Origin of the sequence: Paraburkholderia sp. GAS38, from assembly GCF_050434965.1 — a bacterium.
Lineage (GTDB): Bacteria > Pseudomonadota > Gammaproteobacteria > Burkholderiales > Burkholderiaceae > Paraburkholderia > Paraburkholderia phenazinium_A.
The window spans coordinates 100,514-115,862 of the sequence record NZ_JBNDJO010000020.1 but is presented as its reverse complement, the minus strand read 5'-3'; the positions used below and the strand labels follow the sequence as shown (position 1 = coordinate 115,862).

The 15,349-nt window shown below is 65.3% G+C and carries 12 protein-coding genes; 7 read left to right on the top strand and 5 right to left on the bottom strand.

Annotation, left to right across the window (positions count from 1 at the left end; genetic code table 11):
• Window positions 1-35: 35 nt before the first annotated feature.
• Window positions 36-1,091 carry a cation diffusion facilitator family transporter gene (locus P3T42_RS34085; RefSeq protein WP_074300414.1) on the bottom strand — a complete coding sequence of 352 codons (1,056 nt, stop codon included), beginning with the start codon at window positions 1,089-1,091 and terminating at the stop codon, window positions 36-38.
• Between the two features lie 142 nt (window positions 1,092-1,233).
• Here P3T42_RS34085 and P3T42_RS34080 point away from each other — a divergent pair, with 142 nt between their 5' ends.
• Window positions 1,234-3,081 carry a tetratricopeptide repeat protein gene (locus P3T42_RS34080; protein WP_429308470.1) on the top strand — a complete coding sequence of 616 codons (1,848 nt, stop codon included), beginning with the start codon at window positions 1,234-1,236 and terminating at the stop codon, window positions 3,079-3,081.
• Between the two features lie 114 nt (window positions 3,082-3,195).
• On the opposite strand, the gene P3T42_RS34075 is transcribed toward P3T42_RS34080, so the two are convergent.
• Entirely contained in the window at window positions 3,196-4,491 is a 1,296-nt protein-coding gene (locus tag P3T42_RS34075; protein WP_074301725.1) for an MFS transporter, read from the bottom strand.
• A gap of 329 nt (window positions 4,492-4,820) precedes the next feature.
• Between P3T42_RS34075 and P3T42_RS34070 the strand changes: the two genes are divergently transcribed.
• Entirely contained in the window at window positions 4,821-5,366 is a 546-nt protein-coding gene (locus tag P3T42_RS34070; protein WP_429308469.1) for an N-acetyltransferase family protein, read from the top strand.
• Window positions 5,367-5,486: 120 nt separating this feature from the next.
• Here the strand turns inward: P3T42_RS34070 and P3T42_RS34065 are convergent, their stop codons facing one another.
• The 3 genes from P3T42_RS34065 to P3T42_RS34055 all read right to left on the bottom strand — a co-directional run bounded on the left by P3T42_RS34065 (window position 5,487) and on the right by P3T42_RS34055 (window position 10,003).
• On the bottom strand, window positions 5,487-6,245 hold the full coding sequence (locus P3T42_RS34065; RefSeq protein ID WP_429308468.1) for a DUF2968 domain-containing protein: 759 nt from the start codon (window positions 6,243-6,245) through the stop codon (window positions 5,487-5,489).
• A gap of 343 nt (window positions 6,246-6,588) precedes the next feature.
• Complete coding sequence (locus P3T42_RS34060; protein WP_429308467.1) at window positions 6,589-8,085, bottom strand: gamma-glutamyl-gamma-aminobutyrate hydrolase family protein; 1,497 nt, start codon at window positions 8,083-8,085, stop codon at window positions 6,589-6,591.
• A gap of 160 nt (window positions 8,086-8,245) precedes the next feature.
• Window positions 8,246-10,003 carry a cation:proton antiporter gene (locus P3T42_RS34055; RefSeq protein WP_429308466.1) on the bottom strand — a complete coding sequence of 586 codons (1,758 nt, stop codon included), beginning with the start codon at window positions 10,001-10,003 and terminating at the stop codon, window positions 8,246-8,248.
• A 165-nt stretch (window positions 10,004-10,168) separates the two neighbouring features.
• On the opposite strand from P3T42_RS34055, the gene P3T42_RS34050 reads away from it, so the two are divergent.
• The 5 genes from P3T42_RS34050 (at window position 10,169) to P3T42_RS34030 (ending at window position 15,042) form a co-directional block, all read left to right on the top strand.
• Window positions 10,169-10,855 (top strand): DUF2848 domain-containing protein, encoded by a 687-nt coding sequence (locus P3T42_RS34050; RefSeq protein WP_074300420.1) that lies wholly within the window; start codon window positions 10,169-10,171, stop codon window positions 10,853-10,855.
• Window positions 10,856-10,862: 7 nt separating this feature from the next.
• Window positions 10,863-12,230: an MFS transporter gene (locus tag P3T42_RS34045; protein ID WP_429308465.1), complete on the top strand. Its 1,368-nt coding sequence runs from the start codon at window positions 10,863-10,865 to the stop codon at window positions 12,228-12,230.
• Between the two features lie 123 nt (window positions 12,231-12,353).
• Window positions 12,354-13,031: a GntR family transcriptional regulator gene (locus P3T42_RS34040; protein ID WP_429308464.1), complete on the top strand. Its 678-nt coding sequence runs from the start codon at window positions 12,354-12,356 to the stop codon at window positions 13,029-13,031.
• Window positions 13,032-13,064: 33 nt separating this feature from the next.
• Entirely contained in the window at window positions 13,065-14,444 is a 1,380-nt protein-coding gene (locus tag P3T42_RS34035; RefSeq protein WP_074300423.1) for an amidase, read from the top strand.
• Between the two features lie 88 nt (window positions 14,445-14,532).
• Window positions 14,533-15,042 (top strand): disulfide bond formation protein B, encoded by a 510-nt coding sequence (locus P3T42_RS34030; protein ID WP_074300424.1) that lies wholly within the window; start codon window positions 14,533-14,535, stop codon window positions 15,040-15,042.
• The last annotated feature ends 307 nt before the right edge of the window (window positions 15,043-15,349 follow it).

The following is a 15,349-nucleotide window of genomic DNA, read 5'->3' as shown; positions in this document are numbered from 1 at the left end:
CCCGCCGCCTGACGGTGCACTGCGTCAATCCCGCATCAGTGCGCGTGCGGGTGCTCGAGGGAGCAGTGGTGATCGGTCGTGCCGAGATCGACCTGCAGGGTGGCGTGCTGCATCGCAAATCGTTCGCGCAGCGTGAGTACGATGGCGTCGACAACTGCGTCGCCGGGATGTCCCGCCGGGATCACGAGATGCGCGCTCAGCGCGTTGCCGGTGGTGGACAGCGCCCACACGTGCAGGTCATGCACGTCGGTGACGCCCGGCTGGCCCGCGAGATAGTCGCGAATGCGCTGCAGGTCGACGCCGGGCGGAACCGCATCCAGCGCGAGCCGCACCGAATCGCGCAGCAGCCCCCACGTGCCGTACACAATCACCGCCACGACAACGAGACTCATGACCGGGTCGAGCCAGGTCCAGTTCGTACCGAGAATCACGAGGCCGCTCACCGCGACGGCCGCGGAAATCAGCGCATCGCCGGCCATGTGGAGAAAGGCGCCGCGAATATTGAGGTCTTCCTTCTGGCCGCGCATGAAGAGCCACGCGGAGAAGCCGTTGACCAGCATCCCGACCGTAGCGACGACGAACACCGTCAGCCCCGCAACGGGCGCGGGGTTCATCAGACGGCCGATCGCTTCGGCGACGATCACGCCGCACGCGAACAGCAACAGCCCGGCATTCGCAAGCGAAGCGAGGATCGAGGTGCTGCCATAGCCGAAGGTGTAGCGCGCCGAGGGGCGTCGCGTGGTGAGCCACGTCGCGCCCCAGGCGAGCAGCAGGCCCAGCACGTCGGAGAGATTGTGGCCGGCGTCGGCGAGCAGCGCAGTGGAATGCGCGAGCACGCCGTAGATGCCCTGAACCAGGACAATGACGACGTTCAGTACGACGGCGATAGCGAAGGCGCGTCCATGGCCCGCGACCGGCGCGTGGTGGTGATGGTGGCCGCCGTGGCTGTGGTTGTGATCGTGGGTATGGCTGTGACCGTGCGCGGCGTGCTCATCGCCGTGTGCGGCGTGATCGTGTCCGGTGTGGTCATGCCCCGCGTGATTTTCGTCGCGCTCGCCGGCGGGGTCATCGGGAACGGGAGGGGTCGTCATAGGATACGGGCCGCGTCGTCGACACACACATGAACAGTGCGTCATACGTTATAGATCAACATCCCGACCGTCAATCGATGGGTGGGAGGCCGCGAGTGTGGGAAAATACGACATTTGCCTTACAAGACTTGCCCTTCCCGTCATGGAACCCCTGTTTGAGAGCGCCTACGCGGCGCATCGTGACGGCCGCCTCGACGATGCCGAGCGCGGCTATCGTGCCGCGCTCGATATCGATCCCGCGCATGTCGATGCGCTGCACCTGCTGGGCGTACTGCGCCACCAGCTGGGTCAGCACGCCGAAGCAGCCGACCTCGTCGGCCGCGCGGCCGACCTGCGTCCGCAGGATGCCGCGCTGCAGCTAAATCTCGGCAACGCGCTCAAGGCACTGGGGCAACTCGACGGCGCCATCGAGCGCTTTCGCAACGCCTTGACGCTGGCACCGTCTTTTCCGCTCGCGCACTACAACCTCGGCAACGCGTATGCGGCGGCCGGCCGTCACGAAGACGCCGCCGATGCCTTCCGGAAATCGTTGCGCCTGCAACCGGATAACGCCTCGATTCACAACAACCTGGGCAACGCGCTGCACGCGCTCGGGCGCCACGACGAAGCAATTGCCTCGTTCCAGCGCGCGCTCGAACTGCAGCCGGGTCACGCGGGCGCCCACAACAATCTCGGCATGGCGCTCAATGCGCTTGGCCGGGCCGATGAAGCCGTCGAGCAGTTTCGCGCCGCGATTTCCGCGCAGCCGCGCTTTGTCGCCGCGCATTTCAACCTCGCCAACACGCTGGACGCCACCGGCCAGCACGAACAGGCGCTCGGCGCATTCGAAGTCGTGCTGGCATTGCAGCCGCAGCTTCCGCCGGCGCTGTACGGCTTGGGCAACGCGCTCGCCGCGTTGGGGCGTCACAACGAGGCGCTGCCGCGTTTTGAACTCGTGGTGGGCCTCGATCCGAAGTTCGCGCTCGCGTGGCTGAGCCTCGGCACCACGCACCACGCGCTCGGCGCGCATGCTGCGGCCGTACGCGCATTCGATCAGGCGTTGCGCCTGCGGCCCGATCTGGCGTCCGCGCATATGAACCGGGCCCTGGCGTGGCTCACGCTCGGCGATTTCGCGCGTGGACTGCCCGAATACGAATGGCGTCTCAAGACCACGGCGCAGCGTGCCCCGCAGACGCTGCCCCGCTGGCAAGGCGAGCCGATCGAAAAGCGCACGCTGTTCGTGCATGCCGAACAGGGTTTCGGCGACACGCTGCAGTTCGTGCGTTTCGTGCCGATCGCGGCGCAGCGCGCAGCGCGCGTCGTGCTCGAGGTGCAGCCGCAGCTCGTGCCGATTCTCGCGCCCGCCGCACTCGAGTGGCGCGTGACGCTGATCGCCCAGGGCACGCCGCGCCCACAGGCAGATCTGCAATGTCCGCTGCTGAGCTTGCCGCTGGCGCTCGGCATGAACAGCGAGACCATTCCGGCGCGCACGCCCTACCTCAGCGTGCCGCCTACCTACCGGCGCAAGTGGCGCGGCTCGCTCGGCGGCCACGCCAAGCGCAAGATCGGCCTCGCCTGGTCCGGCCGCGTCCAGCAACATGAAAACCGCACGATGCCGCTCGCCGTGCTCGAGCCGCTCTTCGCGCTCGAAGGCATCGACTGGATCGTCCTGCAGCCGAATCTCAGCGCGGCGGAATGCGCCACGCTCGACTCGCATCCGCGCGCCGGCTCGATTCACCGTTTCGACAAACGTGTCGGCGATTTTGCGGACACCGCGGCGATCATCGAACGGCTCGACGCGGTCGTTTCGATCGACACCTCGATTGCCCATCTGTGCGGCGCATTGCGCAAGCCGCTCTGGCTGATGCTGCCGTTCGCCGCCGACTGGCGCTGGTTCGTCGACGAACCGCGCAGCCCGTGGTATCCCGGCGCGCGCCTCGTGCGTCAGCCGCAACCGGGTGCGTGGGATGCCGTGGTCGAGAAGGTCGCGAACGAACTACGTCAGGCTTAGACGGCCGCCTTCGCAGCCCCAGACGCTCCAAAAGAAACCCCCCACGCTCTTGCGAGCGTGGGGGGTTTCTTTGCATAGGGGCCTGAAGCCGCTTTGAAGCCGCTTTGAAACCGCTTAAGCCGCGCGGTACTGGTTGCGCGATTCGGGCGTGCGATACAGCACGAGCGTCGCGATCAAACCGCAGATTGCCGCCAGACCGAGCCACAAGCCAGGCGCAGCCTTGTTGCCGGTCGTATGGATCAGCAGCGTGGAGATGGCCGGCGTGAAACCGCCGATCGTCGTCGCAAGGCTGTAGGCAAGCGAGAAACCCGCGGTACGCACTTCGACCGGCATCACTTCGGTCAATGCCACCACCATCGCACCGTTATAGCAGGCGTACAGGAACGAGAGCCACAGTTCGACAATGAGCAGGCGAGCGAACGACGGCTCGGCCACCAGCCATTGCACCGCCGGATAGGCCGTGAGGATCGTCAGGATGGTGAACACCAGCAGCACCGGACGACGCCCGACGCGATCCGAGACCGCGCCGGCGAGCGGCAGCCAGACCAGATTCGACAGCCCGATGCAAACCGTGACGACCAGCGAGTCGAGCGACGACAGCTTCAGCACTTCCTTGCCGAAAGTCGGCGTGTAGGCCGTGATCATATAGAACGAGACCGTCGTCATGATCACCATGCCCATGCCGCCGAGCACAATGCCCCAGTTGTCGAGCATCGACTTCATGATCTCGCGCATGCTCGGACGATGCTTGCGCGCCGCAAACTCTTCAGTTTCCTGCAGCGAACGGCGGATCAGGAACAGGAACGGCACGATCAGGCAGCCGATCAGGAACGGCACGCGCCAGCCCCAGTCAGTCATCTGTTCAAGCGGCAGAATCTGGTGCAAGACGACACCAATCAGCGCCGCAAACACGACAGCCACCTGCTGGCTGCCCGACTGCCAGGAGCAATAGAAGCCCTTGTTACCCTTGGTCGCGATCTCCGACAGGTAGACCGACACGCCGCCCAGTTCCACGCCGGCCGAGAAGCCTTGCAGCAGACGGCCCAACAGAACGAGAGCCGGCGCGAGCATGCCGATTGTCGCGTAGCCCGGAATGGCCGCGACCGTCAGCGTGCCGAGCGCCATCAAGCCGAGCGTCAGCATCAGGCCTTTGCGCCGGCCGTGATGGTCGATGTAAGCGCCGAGGACGATGGCGCCGAGCGGCCGCATCAGGAAGCCTGCGCCGAATACCGACAACGACAGCATCAGCGAAGCGAAATCGCTCCCGCTCGGGAAGTAGGTCTTGGCAATATACGAAGCGTAATAGCCGTAGACCATGAAATCGTACATTTCCAGAAAGTTGCCGCTGACGACGCGGAAAACTGTCCGGACCTTCGATTCATTGGAAGATGCGTGAGACGCAGTAGACATGACATTCTCGAAATGGCCCACCGCCGGATCGAGCCCGGCATGATTGGGCAGTTGACAACACTTCACCGCGTCGGCGAGCAGAGGCCACTGGCGAGGGAAAACCTGGGAACAAACAACGCGCCGGGGGCGCTGCATTTTGATGCTGTGCAGATTGCAGCGGTATAAGGGTAAACCTAGGGGTGCCGCTGCGATATCTGCGAGACCGCATGTTACCGTTCCTGACGCAAGCTTGCAGTCAAGTAACGCAATGATCGCGCCCCTTCGCGGCGCTCGCAGTACACTCGCGGTACCCTTGGTCGATTCCCCTCTTTCACGTGACTGTCGAACAGATGTCCACCGCCCGCGCGCTTTCGTTGCGCCCCGCCACGCCGGCCGACGCCGACCTGATCGCCTCGATCCATTCCACCAGTTGGCAAGCCACCTACCGTGGCCTCTTGCCCGACGCCTTCCTCGACGGCGAGGTAACGCGCGAACGCGCCGCCTACTGGCAGGTGCGGCTGAACGCGCCGGGCGCCGAACGGCGCAATGTGGTGATCGCCGAGATCGCCGGCGAGCCGATCGGGTTTGCGTGCGTCGAACGGCAACCCGACTCCCAGTGGGGCGTCTTGCTCGACAACCTGCATGCGCTGCCCGGCCACCAGGGAATCGGCGTCGGCAAGCTGCTGATGCGGGCGGTCGTCGACTGGGCACGCGCGCAAGGCGAAAACCAGATTTATCTGTACGTGCTGGAGGGCAATACGCCGGCCATCGGTTTCTACGAACGCCAGGGCTGGCAATTCGTCGGCGCGGAACCCGATCACATGGGCGGCGTGGATATCACCGCGCTGCGCTATGTATTGCGGCTGGAAAGCGCTTCCGGTACCGGCGGACGTTGAAGCAGCCGGCGGTGTCGGTACGTCGGCAAAGCGGGAACCCATCAGCGGCGGCCCACAAGCAGAAAGCCCGGCAATTTGCCGGGCTTTCTGCCTGAAACCACTACGAGGATTGCGGCCTGCCTAACGCGTTGGCGGCAACCCCGACTCGTTCTGACGCTGCAGTTGCAGCACCTGGTTTTGCACGGCACGCAACTGGGCCTGAGCCTTTTCCTTCTCGGCCCGCAGCGCAACCGCCTCGGTCTGCGACTGGCGCTGGTAATCGTTGACCTTGGCCTGCTGGGTACGCGCCACATCCAGGTCAGCCTGCAGGCGCTTCGCGCGGTCTTCCGACAGTGCAATCACATCCTGGATAAACGCCTTTTGCGCCTGCAACTGCGTGCGGCGGATTTCCACTTCGGCCAGTTGCGCGGTTTGCTGCACGAAGCCGGCATAAACAGCCTCGGCGCGCGCATCGTCCTGCGACTTGATGACCCGCCAGAAATGCTTGTCTTGAAACAACGCTACGTAGTACGTCATTTCCTGCGGATAGAAAAACAGACTCGCGCCATAGCTGCCGTTGTAGCTGGTGCGCAATTCGGTGAGTTGCGAGTCGTGAATCATTTGCATCAGCTCGGCGACATTGCCTTGCGCATCGCCGCCGGCGCTATCTGCAGCAACGGCGCCACTCGAATCGCCGGCACCGCCTGCAACCGACGCCGCTTGCAAGGCCGCGGCAACCGGCTGTGGCGTCAGCGTATTCATGGCCGGACGCGTGCCGACGACCGGCACCGAACCCGATGAACCGGCGCCCTCTCCTGCCAGCACGAGACCACCATGCTGCAGCAGCGCGCACGTGGTCGCGAGCAGCATTGCGCGCCGTACAGTTAAGAGGTACTTCATACTTGCATGCTCCATGCGAATTCCAAACAGCCGTGGATTATCGCGCGGATTTAGATGCAAGCGAAGCGTTACCGTGTCGCGTAACGACACTTTAAATCGAGATAGATGACAATCTTAGGATTCCATCAAATCAATCTGCACATCGCGAAAAAGTGTCCTGCTTGATGCGCTAAAAAAGAAACAATTGCATCACTTACTATCGCGCTAAAGCAGCGCATGGCCGCTGTCCTCTTTCAATCAAATCGCGAGACAGTATCTCCATAAGGAAACGGCTCCGTATGAAAACGGAGCCGTCTGGGTGTCGTCGCATCGAATCCGGCAGCGTGGTGCTGCAAACGCGTCCCTAGAAACGCGTTTCGCGCGCCACACGCAAAAACGTATCGAGCAGCGGTGTGCAGTCGAGCAACTCGGGGCCACCGGCACGGTGAAACTCGGGGTGCCACTGCACGCCCATCACGAAGGGCGCGCGTCGATAGCGAACCGCTTCGATGATGCCGTCCGCCGCCGACACCGCCTCAATATTGAGATCGCGTCCGAGCGTCTTGACCGCCTGGTGGTGAATCGAATTGACGATCGCGTCGCGGCGGCCCGGGAACATGTTGGCGAGCGTCGAGCCGTCCGGAAAATGGATGCCGTGGCGATGCTGGTCGTAGTGCTCGTTGACGTGCGCGCCGGCGGTCGGCACATCCGTGGCGATGTCCTGATACAGCGTCCCGCCGAATGCCACGTTGATTAGCTGACAGCCCCGGCACACGCCGAGCACCGGCTTGCCCGACTCGATGAATTCGTGCAGCAGTTCCAGCTCGTACATGTCGCGCACGCGGTCGCCTGGCCACTCGGGGCTCGTCGCCTGTTCCGCGTAAGACTGCGGCGACACATCCGCGCCACCTTGCAGCAACAGGCCGTCGAGATTCTTCGCGTAGTCGCGCAAACGGATATTGCTCGGATGCAGCATGCCCTGATGGCCGACCGTCGGGATCATGAAGACCAGCACGTCACGCGACATCACCCAGTGCGCGATCGATTCTTCGAGATATTGCAGGGTCTTGCCGCGCAGGCCTTTGGCGCCCGGCTCCGGGTGGAAAATCCGCGCCGATACGCCAATCCGCAAGGTACGCTGGGTGATCCGTCGCCCTGCCCGGTCGAAGATCTGGCGCGCCCGCGCCGCGATGATGCGGCCGAACACGGACCAGGCCGAGTCCGTCTGCTTCAGATAACGCGGCGGAGACGGCGGCAGCGCGTTCGGCGGTGGGGGATTCGTGGCGGTGAAATCCGGGGCGGCGCCGAAACCCGGCGGCACCGAACCCGCTCCGGCACGCGCGCCGGATGGAGCCGACGAGGCGCTCTCGGCATTCGCATTCGCTGCTGCCGCAGACGCCGCTTCCGCGGCGCGCGGCGCGGCGGCCGGCCCGGCACGCGCGGCGTCGCGTAACTGCTTCGTCTGGGTTTCCTGCTGTGCGTAAGCCTCCTGCCGCGCCGTCGATTCGGCAGCGGACGCGCGCGCTTCGGCGGCATCGCGTTGCTGGGCCGCTTTGGGATCGGTGGGTGTGACGCTCGATGCGCTGGCGGGATCGTCGGTCGACGAGCGAACCGCAGCTGCTTCGGCCGCAGGCGATGGTGTGACCGCCGGAGCAGACAGATCTTTGAGCGGCGACTGGACGGAATCCTCGTGTGAAGGCGGCAAGGTGACCTTCGGGGAGGTGGACGCAGTATCGGCTTGCGAGCCAGCGGCCTGTGAACCCGCTGACTGTGAAACTTCAGGCTTGGAAACCTCAGCCGGCGCGCCGGACGGGGATGGGGTGCCGGGCGTACCGGCATTCTCTGGCTTGTTTTCGCTCATGACTGTCGGACGGGCGCCTTCCACGCGAACGAATGGATATGGTTTGATTATCCGCTACCGGGCCATGCGCGGCAAACCTGCACACAATTGCTCACATTGTTCCGCCACGTTCGCCGGTTCATCGGCCGGCGCAACAACAGGATTCACGCGCGGCCGTCGCTCATGGATCAGGCTGCTCGTCGAACGTTTCGCGCAGTGCGATCTGCAAGGTCGCGTGGATTTTCACGCACCAGCGCCACAGCAGCGTCATCAGCAGCGCGGCGCACACCAGCACGACGATGAGCAGCCCGGTGGGCGGCAGGATGCCGCCCGAGAGCGCCGCCACCAGCAGAAACACGCCCACCATCGAGACCACCGGCACGAGGTCGGAAATCGCCGAGCGGATCGCGCGGGTGAAGCGCCCCGCTTTGGCCGGCTGGACGCTCAACTCGGCAAGCAGCAGCGCGAGCGATTTGGTCTTGCGATAGACCGCCACCAGAAACGGCATCGACACCAGCAAGGCCGCACTCCACAGCACGACGCGCTGCAACGGTTCGGACGGCAGCCAACGATCGAGCAGCGCACTCGCGTGAGGCGCGCCGTACGTCGTCGCGAGGAAGATCGCCACCACCAGCGCGAGGTTCACGACGATCTGCAGAACGATCCGGCGTGTGATGCCGAACAGCGTCGGGCCGTCGCTGGCAGGCCGCAGGCTGCCGAGCCATTGCGAATACATGCCGAACACATTGGCCACCGTGCGCGGCATTGCGTGGCCGAGCCGCTGCGTGAGGGGATCGGCGGCGCGGATCAGGTAAGGGGTGAACAGGGTCGTCAACGCCGACACCGCGACCGCGATCGGGTACAGGAACGCGCTCGTCACCTTCAGCGTGAGACCGAGCGAGGCGATGATGAAGGAGAACTCACCGATCTGCGACACGGTCATGCCGACCCGCATCGCCGTGCGGCCGTCCTTGCCGGCCAGGAAAGTGCCGAGGCCGCACGAGACGATCTTGCCGACGATCACCGCCACCGTGATCACCGCGATCGGCCAGGCGTAGTCGACCAGCACATGCGGGTTGAGCATCAGCCCAATGGTGACGAAAAAGATTGCCGAGAAGGCGTCGCGCAGCGGCGCAATCAGATGTTCGATGCGCCGCAGATGCCGCGACTCGGCCATGATCGCGCCGATCAGAAATGCGCCGAGCGCGATGCTGTAGTCGAGCTTCACAACCAGCAGACAGAAGCCGAAACAGAAACCGAGCACCGACACGAGCAGCATCTCGTCGCTACCCGAGCGCGCCACGTAATTCAGCGCCCGCGGCACGACGAGAATGCCCACCACCAGCGACACGGTCATGAACAGCAGCAGCTTGCCGAGCGTGACCAGCGCGACGCCGGCGCTCAACTGCCCGGTCTGCGCGATGCCGGACAGTAGCACCAGCATGGCGATGGCGAGGATGTCCTCGACGATCAGAATGCCGAACACCAGTTGCGCGAAGTTTTCGCGCTTGAGGCCGAGCTCGGACAGCGCCTTGACGATGATGGTGGTGGACGAGATCGCGAGGATCGCGCCGAGAAACAGCGAGTCCATCGGGCTCCAGCCGAACGCGCTGCCGATCTCGTAGCCGAGCCACAGCATCAGCACGATCTCGGACAAGGCCGCGACGATCGCCGTCGCGCCGACCTGAAACAGCTTGCGCAAACTGAATTCGAGCCCCAGCGAAAACATCAGGAACACGACGCCGAGCTCGCCGAGCGTCTGGATGGTCTGCTCGTCGTGGATCAGCTGGAACGGCGGTGTGTACGGCCCGATGATCACCCCAGCGGCGATATACCCGAGCACCACCGGCTGTTTCAGGCGATGGAACAGCACGGTGACGACGCCCGCGAGCGCCATGACCACCGCCAGGTCCTGAATGAAGCCGATACCGTGGTGCATAGGCCAAGCCTCCTTACAAAAAGTAATCTGAACGCCAGATAGTAACGCACCGCGACGACAAGCCCATCTGCCGTGCCGTCCGGCACAAAAATGTTTTTGAAACGCTGGACGCCTGTGAAATATCACAATAATATTTGCCGAATATTCAGCAGACGGAGTGCAGCAATGACGCAGGTATCGTTCAACGTGGTCAGCCGTTCGGGGGCAAGCGCCGCCTGTGCGGTCGAGGTGAACCGCTTGACCATCGCAGGCTGGGCGGGACGCGACCGCGCCGCGATCGAACACCACATCGCCGAACTCGCGGAACTGGGCGTCAAGCGGCCGTCGACCACGCCCTGCTTCTACCGCCTCGGCGCGGAACTGCTGACGCAGGCCGAACAGATCGACGTGGTCGGCGCGCATTCGAGCGGCGAGGCCGAGTGCGTACTGGTGCAATCGGCGCAAGGCCTGCTCGTGACGGTCGGCTCGGACCACACCGACCGCCTCGTCGAAGCCTATGGCGTCACCGTGTCCAAGCAGATCTGCCCGAAGCCCATCGCGCGCGACGCGTGGCGCTTCGATGACGTCGCCGGGCATTGGGACCAGTTGCAGTTGCGCGCCTTCGCGATCGTCGACGGCGTGCGGCGCGTCTATCAGCAAGGCAGCGTCGCCACGCTACTGGCGGCCTCCGACCTGCTGGAGCGCGCCCCCGTCGCAGCAGGGGCGGCCATGTTCTGCGGCACGCTCGCGGTGGAAGGCGGCATTGTCGGCATGGCCGAGGGCGACGCGCTCGAACTCGAACTGCACGACCCGGTTCTGAACCGCACGCTGCGCCACGCCTATCGCGTGCATGCGCTGCCCATCGTCGAATGAGACGCCCATGAACCCCGTTCCGTCTTCAGCCACGCCGCCCGCCGCTCAAGCCGCCGGCTCGAGCGCGGCGCCCGACGCCGCCCTCGAAGCCACCGCGCTGCGCAAGATCACCTGGCGCATCATGCCGTTCCTGTTCCTGGTCTACGTGCTGTCGTATCTGGACCGCGTCAATATCGGCTACGCGAAACTGCAGTTCACCGGCGATCTCGGTCTGTCGAACACGGCCTACGGGCTTGGCGCAGGCATCTTCTTCTTCGGCTATTTCGTCTTCGAAGTGCCAAGCAACCTGCTGCTGAAGAAGTTCGGCGCGCGCGCGACGATCGCCCGCATCACGATGCTGTGGGGCGCGCTGTCGTGCGTGATGATGTTCGTGCGCTCGGAGACGATGTTCTACGTGCTGCGCTTTTTTCTCGGCGTGGCCGAAGCCGGACTGGTGCCGGGCGTGGTGCTGTACCTGACGTTCTGGTTTCCGTCGGACCGGCGTGCCCGCATGGTCGCCGTGTTCATGGCGGCGATTCCGGTGGCCGGGATCATCGGTGCGCCGCTCTCGGGCTTTCTGATGTCGGCGCTGCACGACGCCCATGGGCTGCGCGGCTGGCAGTGGATGTTCCTGATCGAAGGCATTCCCTCGATCCTCGCCGGCTTCTGGGCGCTCGCGGTGCTGCGCAACACCCCTGCCGAAGCCGCCTGGCTCAGCGATGACGAAAAGCGCGTGGTCCTCACCCGGCTGGCCCGCGAAAACACCGCCGCCGCCACGGCCGGCGCCGAACATAGCCTGCGCGCGGCACTCGCGTCGGGACGCTTCTGGCTGCTGACGCTGATCTACTTCTGCCTCGTCACCGGCAACGCGGGCTTCTCGTTCTGGCTGCCGCAGATCGTCAAGGATCTCGGCGTGACGAATCTGGTGAGCAACGGCTTCGTCACCGCGATTCCGTATCTGGCGGCGGGGATCGGCATGATCCTGATCGGCCGCTCATCGGACATCACCGGCGAGCGGCGCTGGCACTATGCCGTGTGCTGCTTCATCGGCGCGGCGGGGTTGCTGGGCAGCGCCTCGGTCACGAACTCGATCCCGCTGGCGGTGACGGGGCTGTCGATTGCCTACATCGGCATCCTGGCCGGCTTCGGCATCTTCTGGTCGATGTCCACCACGTTCCTGCAAGGCAGCGCCGCCGTGGCCGGCATCGCCGTGATCAATTCGATCGCGAATCTCGCCGGCTACGTGAGCCCGTATGTGCTCGGCGTCGTCAAGGACGCCACCCATAGCGTGACCTTCGGCCTCGTGCTGATCGCCGGCGCGCTGATTGTCGGCGGTCTGGTGACGCTGATGATGCCGCGGGTCAAGGTGCCGCACGGTGTGGCGGAGCTGGCCTGATGGCGCGCTTCGGGTCGCCTGAGGGTGCGCCGCCAGCCTCAGGCCGGCGGCGTGAAGCCTTGTTCTACAATGCGTGCGAATGAGTTTCACCTTGGCCCCCGACCCCGTCCGCACTTCCTGTTCATGACGCTTTCGCAAACTTCCCTCGCTCCCAGGGCCGCCCGGCAAAACGGCGCGAGCCTCGCCGAACAGGCCTATGAATTCGTCAAGCGCGAAATCATCACGATGCGTTTGCGTCCGAGCGAAGTGCTCAACGAAGCCGAACTGATGACGCTGACCGGCATCGGCCGCACGCCCGTGCATCAGGCGCTGCACCGGCTCGTCCACGAAGGCATGCTCACCATCATGCCGCGCAAGGGCATCATGGTGCGGCCGGTCTCGCTCGACGACGTCCTCGCCATCATCGACGTCCGTCTGATCAACGAAGGCCATTGCGTCGAACTGGCGGCGCGCCACGCCCAGGCGCACGACTACGCCGCGATGGAAGCGCTGCTCGAGCGCTCGAAGGTGTGCGTCGCCGCGCACGACGTGGAAGGCATGATGGAGATCGACCGCGAGTTCCATCTGGCCATTTCGGCGGCCTCGCGCAATCCGGTACTCGCCGACATCCTGCGCGGCCTGCATGAACGGTCGCTGCGTTTCTGGTTTATCTCGCTGTCCGAGCCGCACCATCTCGAAGATGTCCACGAGGAACATCTCGAACTGTTTCGCTTGCTGCGCGAGCGCGATGCCGAGGGCGCCCGCCAGTCGGTGCAGCGCCATATCGAAGCGTTTCGCGCGACTCTCTTCAACCGGATTTAACCGTCAATCGCCTCTAACCGGACCCGAACGACCATGGCCACTGAATTCACGCCCTTCCCGCCGCTCGCCCAGCTTGCCGCCGATCTGGCCGCGGGCCGCACCACCAGCCGCAAGCTCGTCGAAACCGCGCTCGAACGCATCGCCGATCCGGCCGGCCAGGGCTCGACCGTCTTCATGCACGTGGATGCCGACAGCGCCCGCGCCGCCGCCGACGGCCACGACCGGCTGCGCGCCGCGGGCACGGTGCTGTCGCCGCTGGCGGGCATCCCGGTGTCGGTGAAGGACCTGTTCGACATCGAAGGCCAGGTGACCCGCGCCGGTTCGACCGTGCTGGCCGATGCGCCGCCCGCCACCGCCGATGCAGTCACGGTGGCTCGCCTCAAGCGGGCCGGCGCGGTGATCGTCGGGCGCACCAACATGAGCGAGTTCGCGTTCTCCGGGCTCGGCCTGAACCCGCACTACGGCCATCCGCTGTCGCCCTATCGCCGCGACGTGAAGGGCGACGAGCGGGTGTCCGGCGGCTCGTCCTCGGGTGCGGCGGCCTCCGTGGCGGACGGCATGGCAGCGATCGCGCTCGGCACCGACACCGGCGGCTCGATCCGCATCCCGGCGGCGCTGTGCGGCCTGACCGGCTTCAAGCCCACCGCCGATCGCATCCCGAAGCACGGTGGCGTGCCGCTCTCGGCGACGCTCGATTCGTTCGGGCCGATCGGCGTCTCGGTGGCGTGCTGCGCGCTGGTCGACCGCATGCTGGCGGGCCTCGAGCCGCGCATTCCGGCGGTTCGCCCGCTCGAAGGCGTGCGCCTCGGCGTGCTGACCAACTATGTGACGGATGGCGTGGAGCCGGCGGTGGCCGCCGCCCTCGACACGGCGCTCAAGCATCTGGAAGCCGCCGGCGCGATTGTCAGCGAAGTGCGCTTTGCGCCGCTCGACCGCTTGCCGGAGATCAACCGCTTCGGCTTTCCGTCGATCGAAGCGTATGCGTGGCACCGGCCGCTGCTGAACAAGCACCGCGAGCAGTACGACCCGCGCGTGCTGCTGCGCATCCTGAAGGGGCAGCCTGCCAGCGCCGCCGACTATCTCGACCTGGTGGCCGAACGCACCGCGCTGCTGGACGCGGCCCGCAGCACGCTGTGGCAACGCTTCGACGCGATCGTCGCGCCCACGGTGCCGGTGGTGCCGCCGCGCGTAGCCGACCTCGTTCAGGACGACGATGCCTTCACCCGCACCAACGCGTTGATCCTGCGCAATCCGAGCGCGTTTAACTTCCTCGATACCTGCGCGCTCTCGCTGCCCTGCCACCGGCGCGGCGACGCCCCGGTCGGGCTGATGCTGGCGGGCGCGCCGCACGGCGACGACGCGCTGCTGGCGATCGGCCGCGCCGCCGAAGCGGTGCTCAACACGATCCGTTAGCGATCCGTCGGACGAAAAACAAAGGGGCGGTGTTCGCGCTAGAATCGCGGGCACCCGCCCCTTTGGATTTTCGACAGCCACACGATCCATGAATAACGACAATGCGATGCTGCGCCGCGAGCGCACCCTGCTGGTTCTGCTTGGCCTGATCTGCGTGGCGCTGGTCGCCGGCGCGCTGTACCTGCAATACGGCCTGCACGAAGACCCTTGCCCGCTGTGCATTCTGCAGCGTTACTTCTTTCTGCTGATTGCGATCTTTGCGTTCCTCGGCGCGCGTTTCAATACCTGGCGCGGCGTGCGGCTGCTTGAAGTGCTGGCCGCCATCTCGGCGCTGGCCGGCATCGTGACGGCGGCACGTCATGTCTACGTGCAGGCGAACCCGGGTTTCAGTTGCGGCTTCGACGCGCTGCAACCGGTGGTCGACAGCCTGCCGCCGGCTCACTGGCTGCCGGGCGTGTTCAAGGTCGCCGGCTTGTGCGAGACGGCGTATCCGCCGATTTTCGGCCTTTCGCTGCCGCAGTGGTCGCTGCTCGCCTTCTTCGTGGCGTATGTGCCGCTGGCGCTGAGCCTGATCCGCAATCGCCGCCGGATTGCCTGAAAAATAAGCCATGAACCCGGCTCCCCGCCGGGTCGCGACACGCCGCCAAAGCGCGCGTCGTCGTAAACACCTGGGCGCCGGCTCGGCCCCTTTTTACCCCCTTCCAGCCTCGATTTCCGCCCATCGGCACCTGATCGGCGCCTCTCAGCGCCCCACGCGGCGGCCGCCGCGCCCGGCTCCGCCTGGCTTTCCGGCCCAACCGCCCGCCCTCGCCGCCGCGCCGTAGCCCGCGTCGCGTCCGACGCTCATGACCACCCGCGAATAACCCGCATCACCCAGGGGAAATATTTTCGGGACAAGGTAGTGC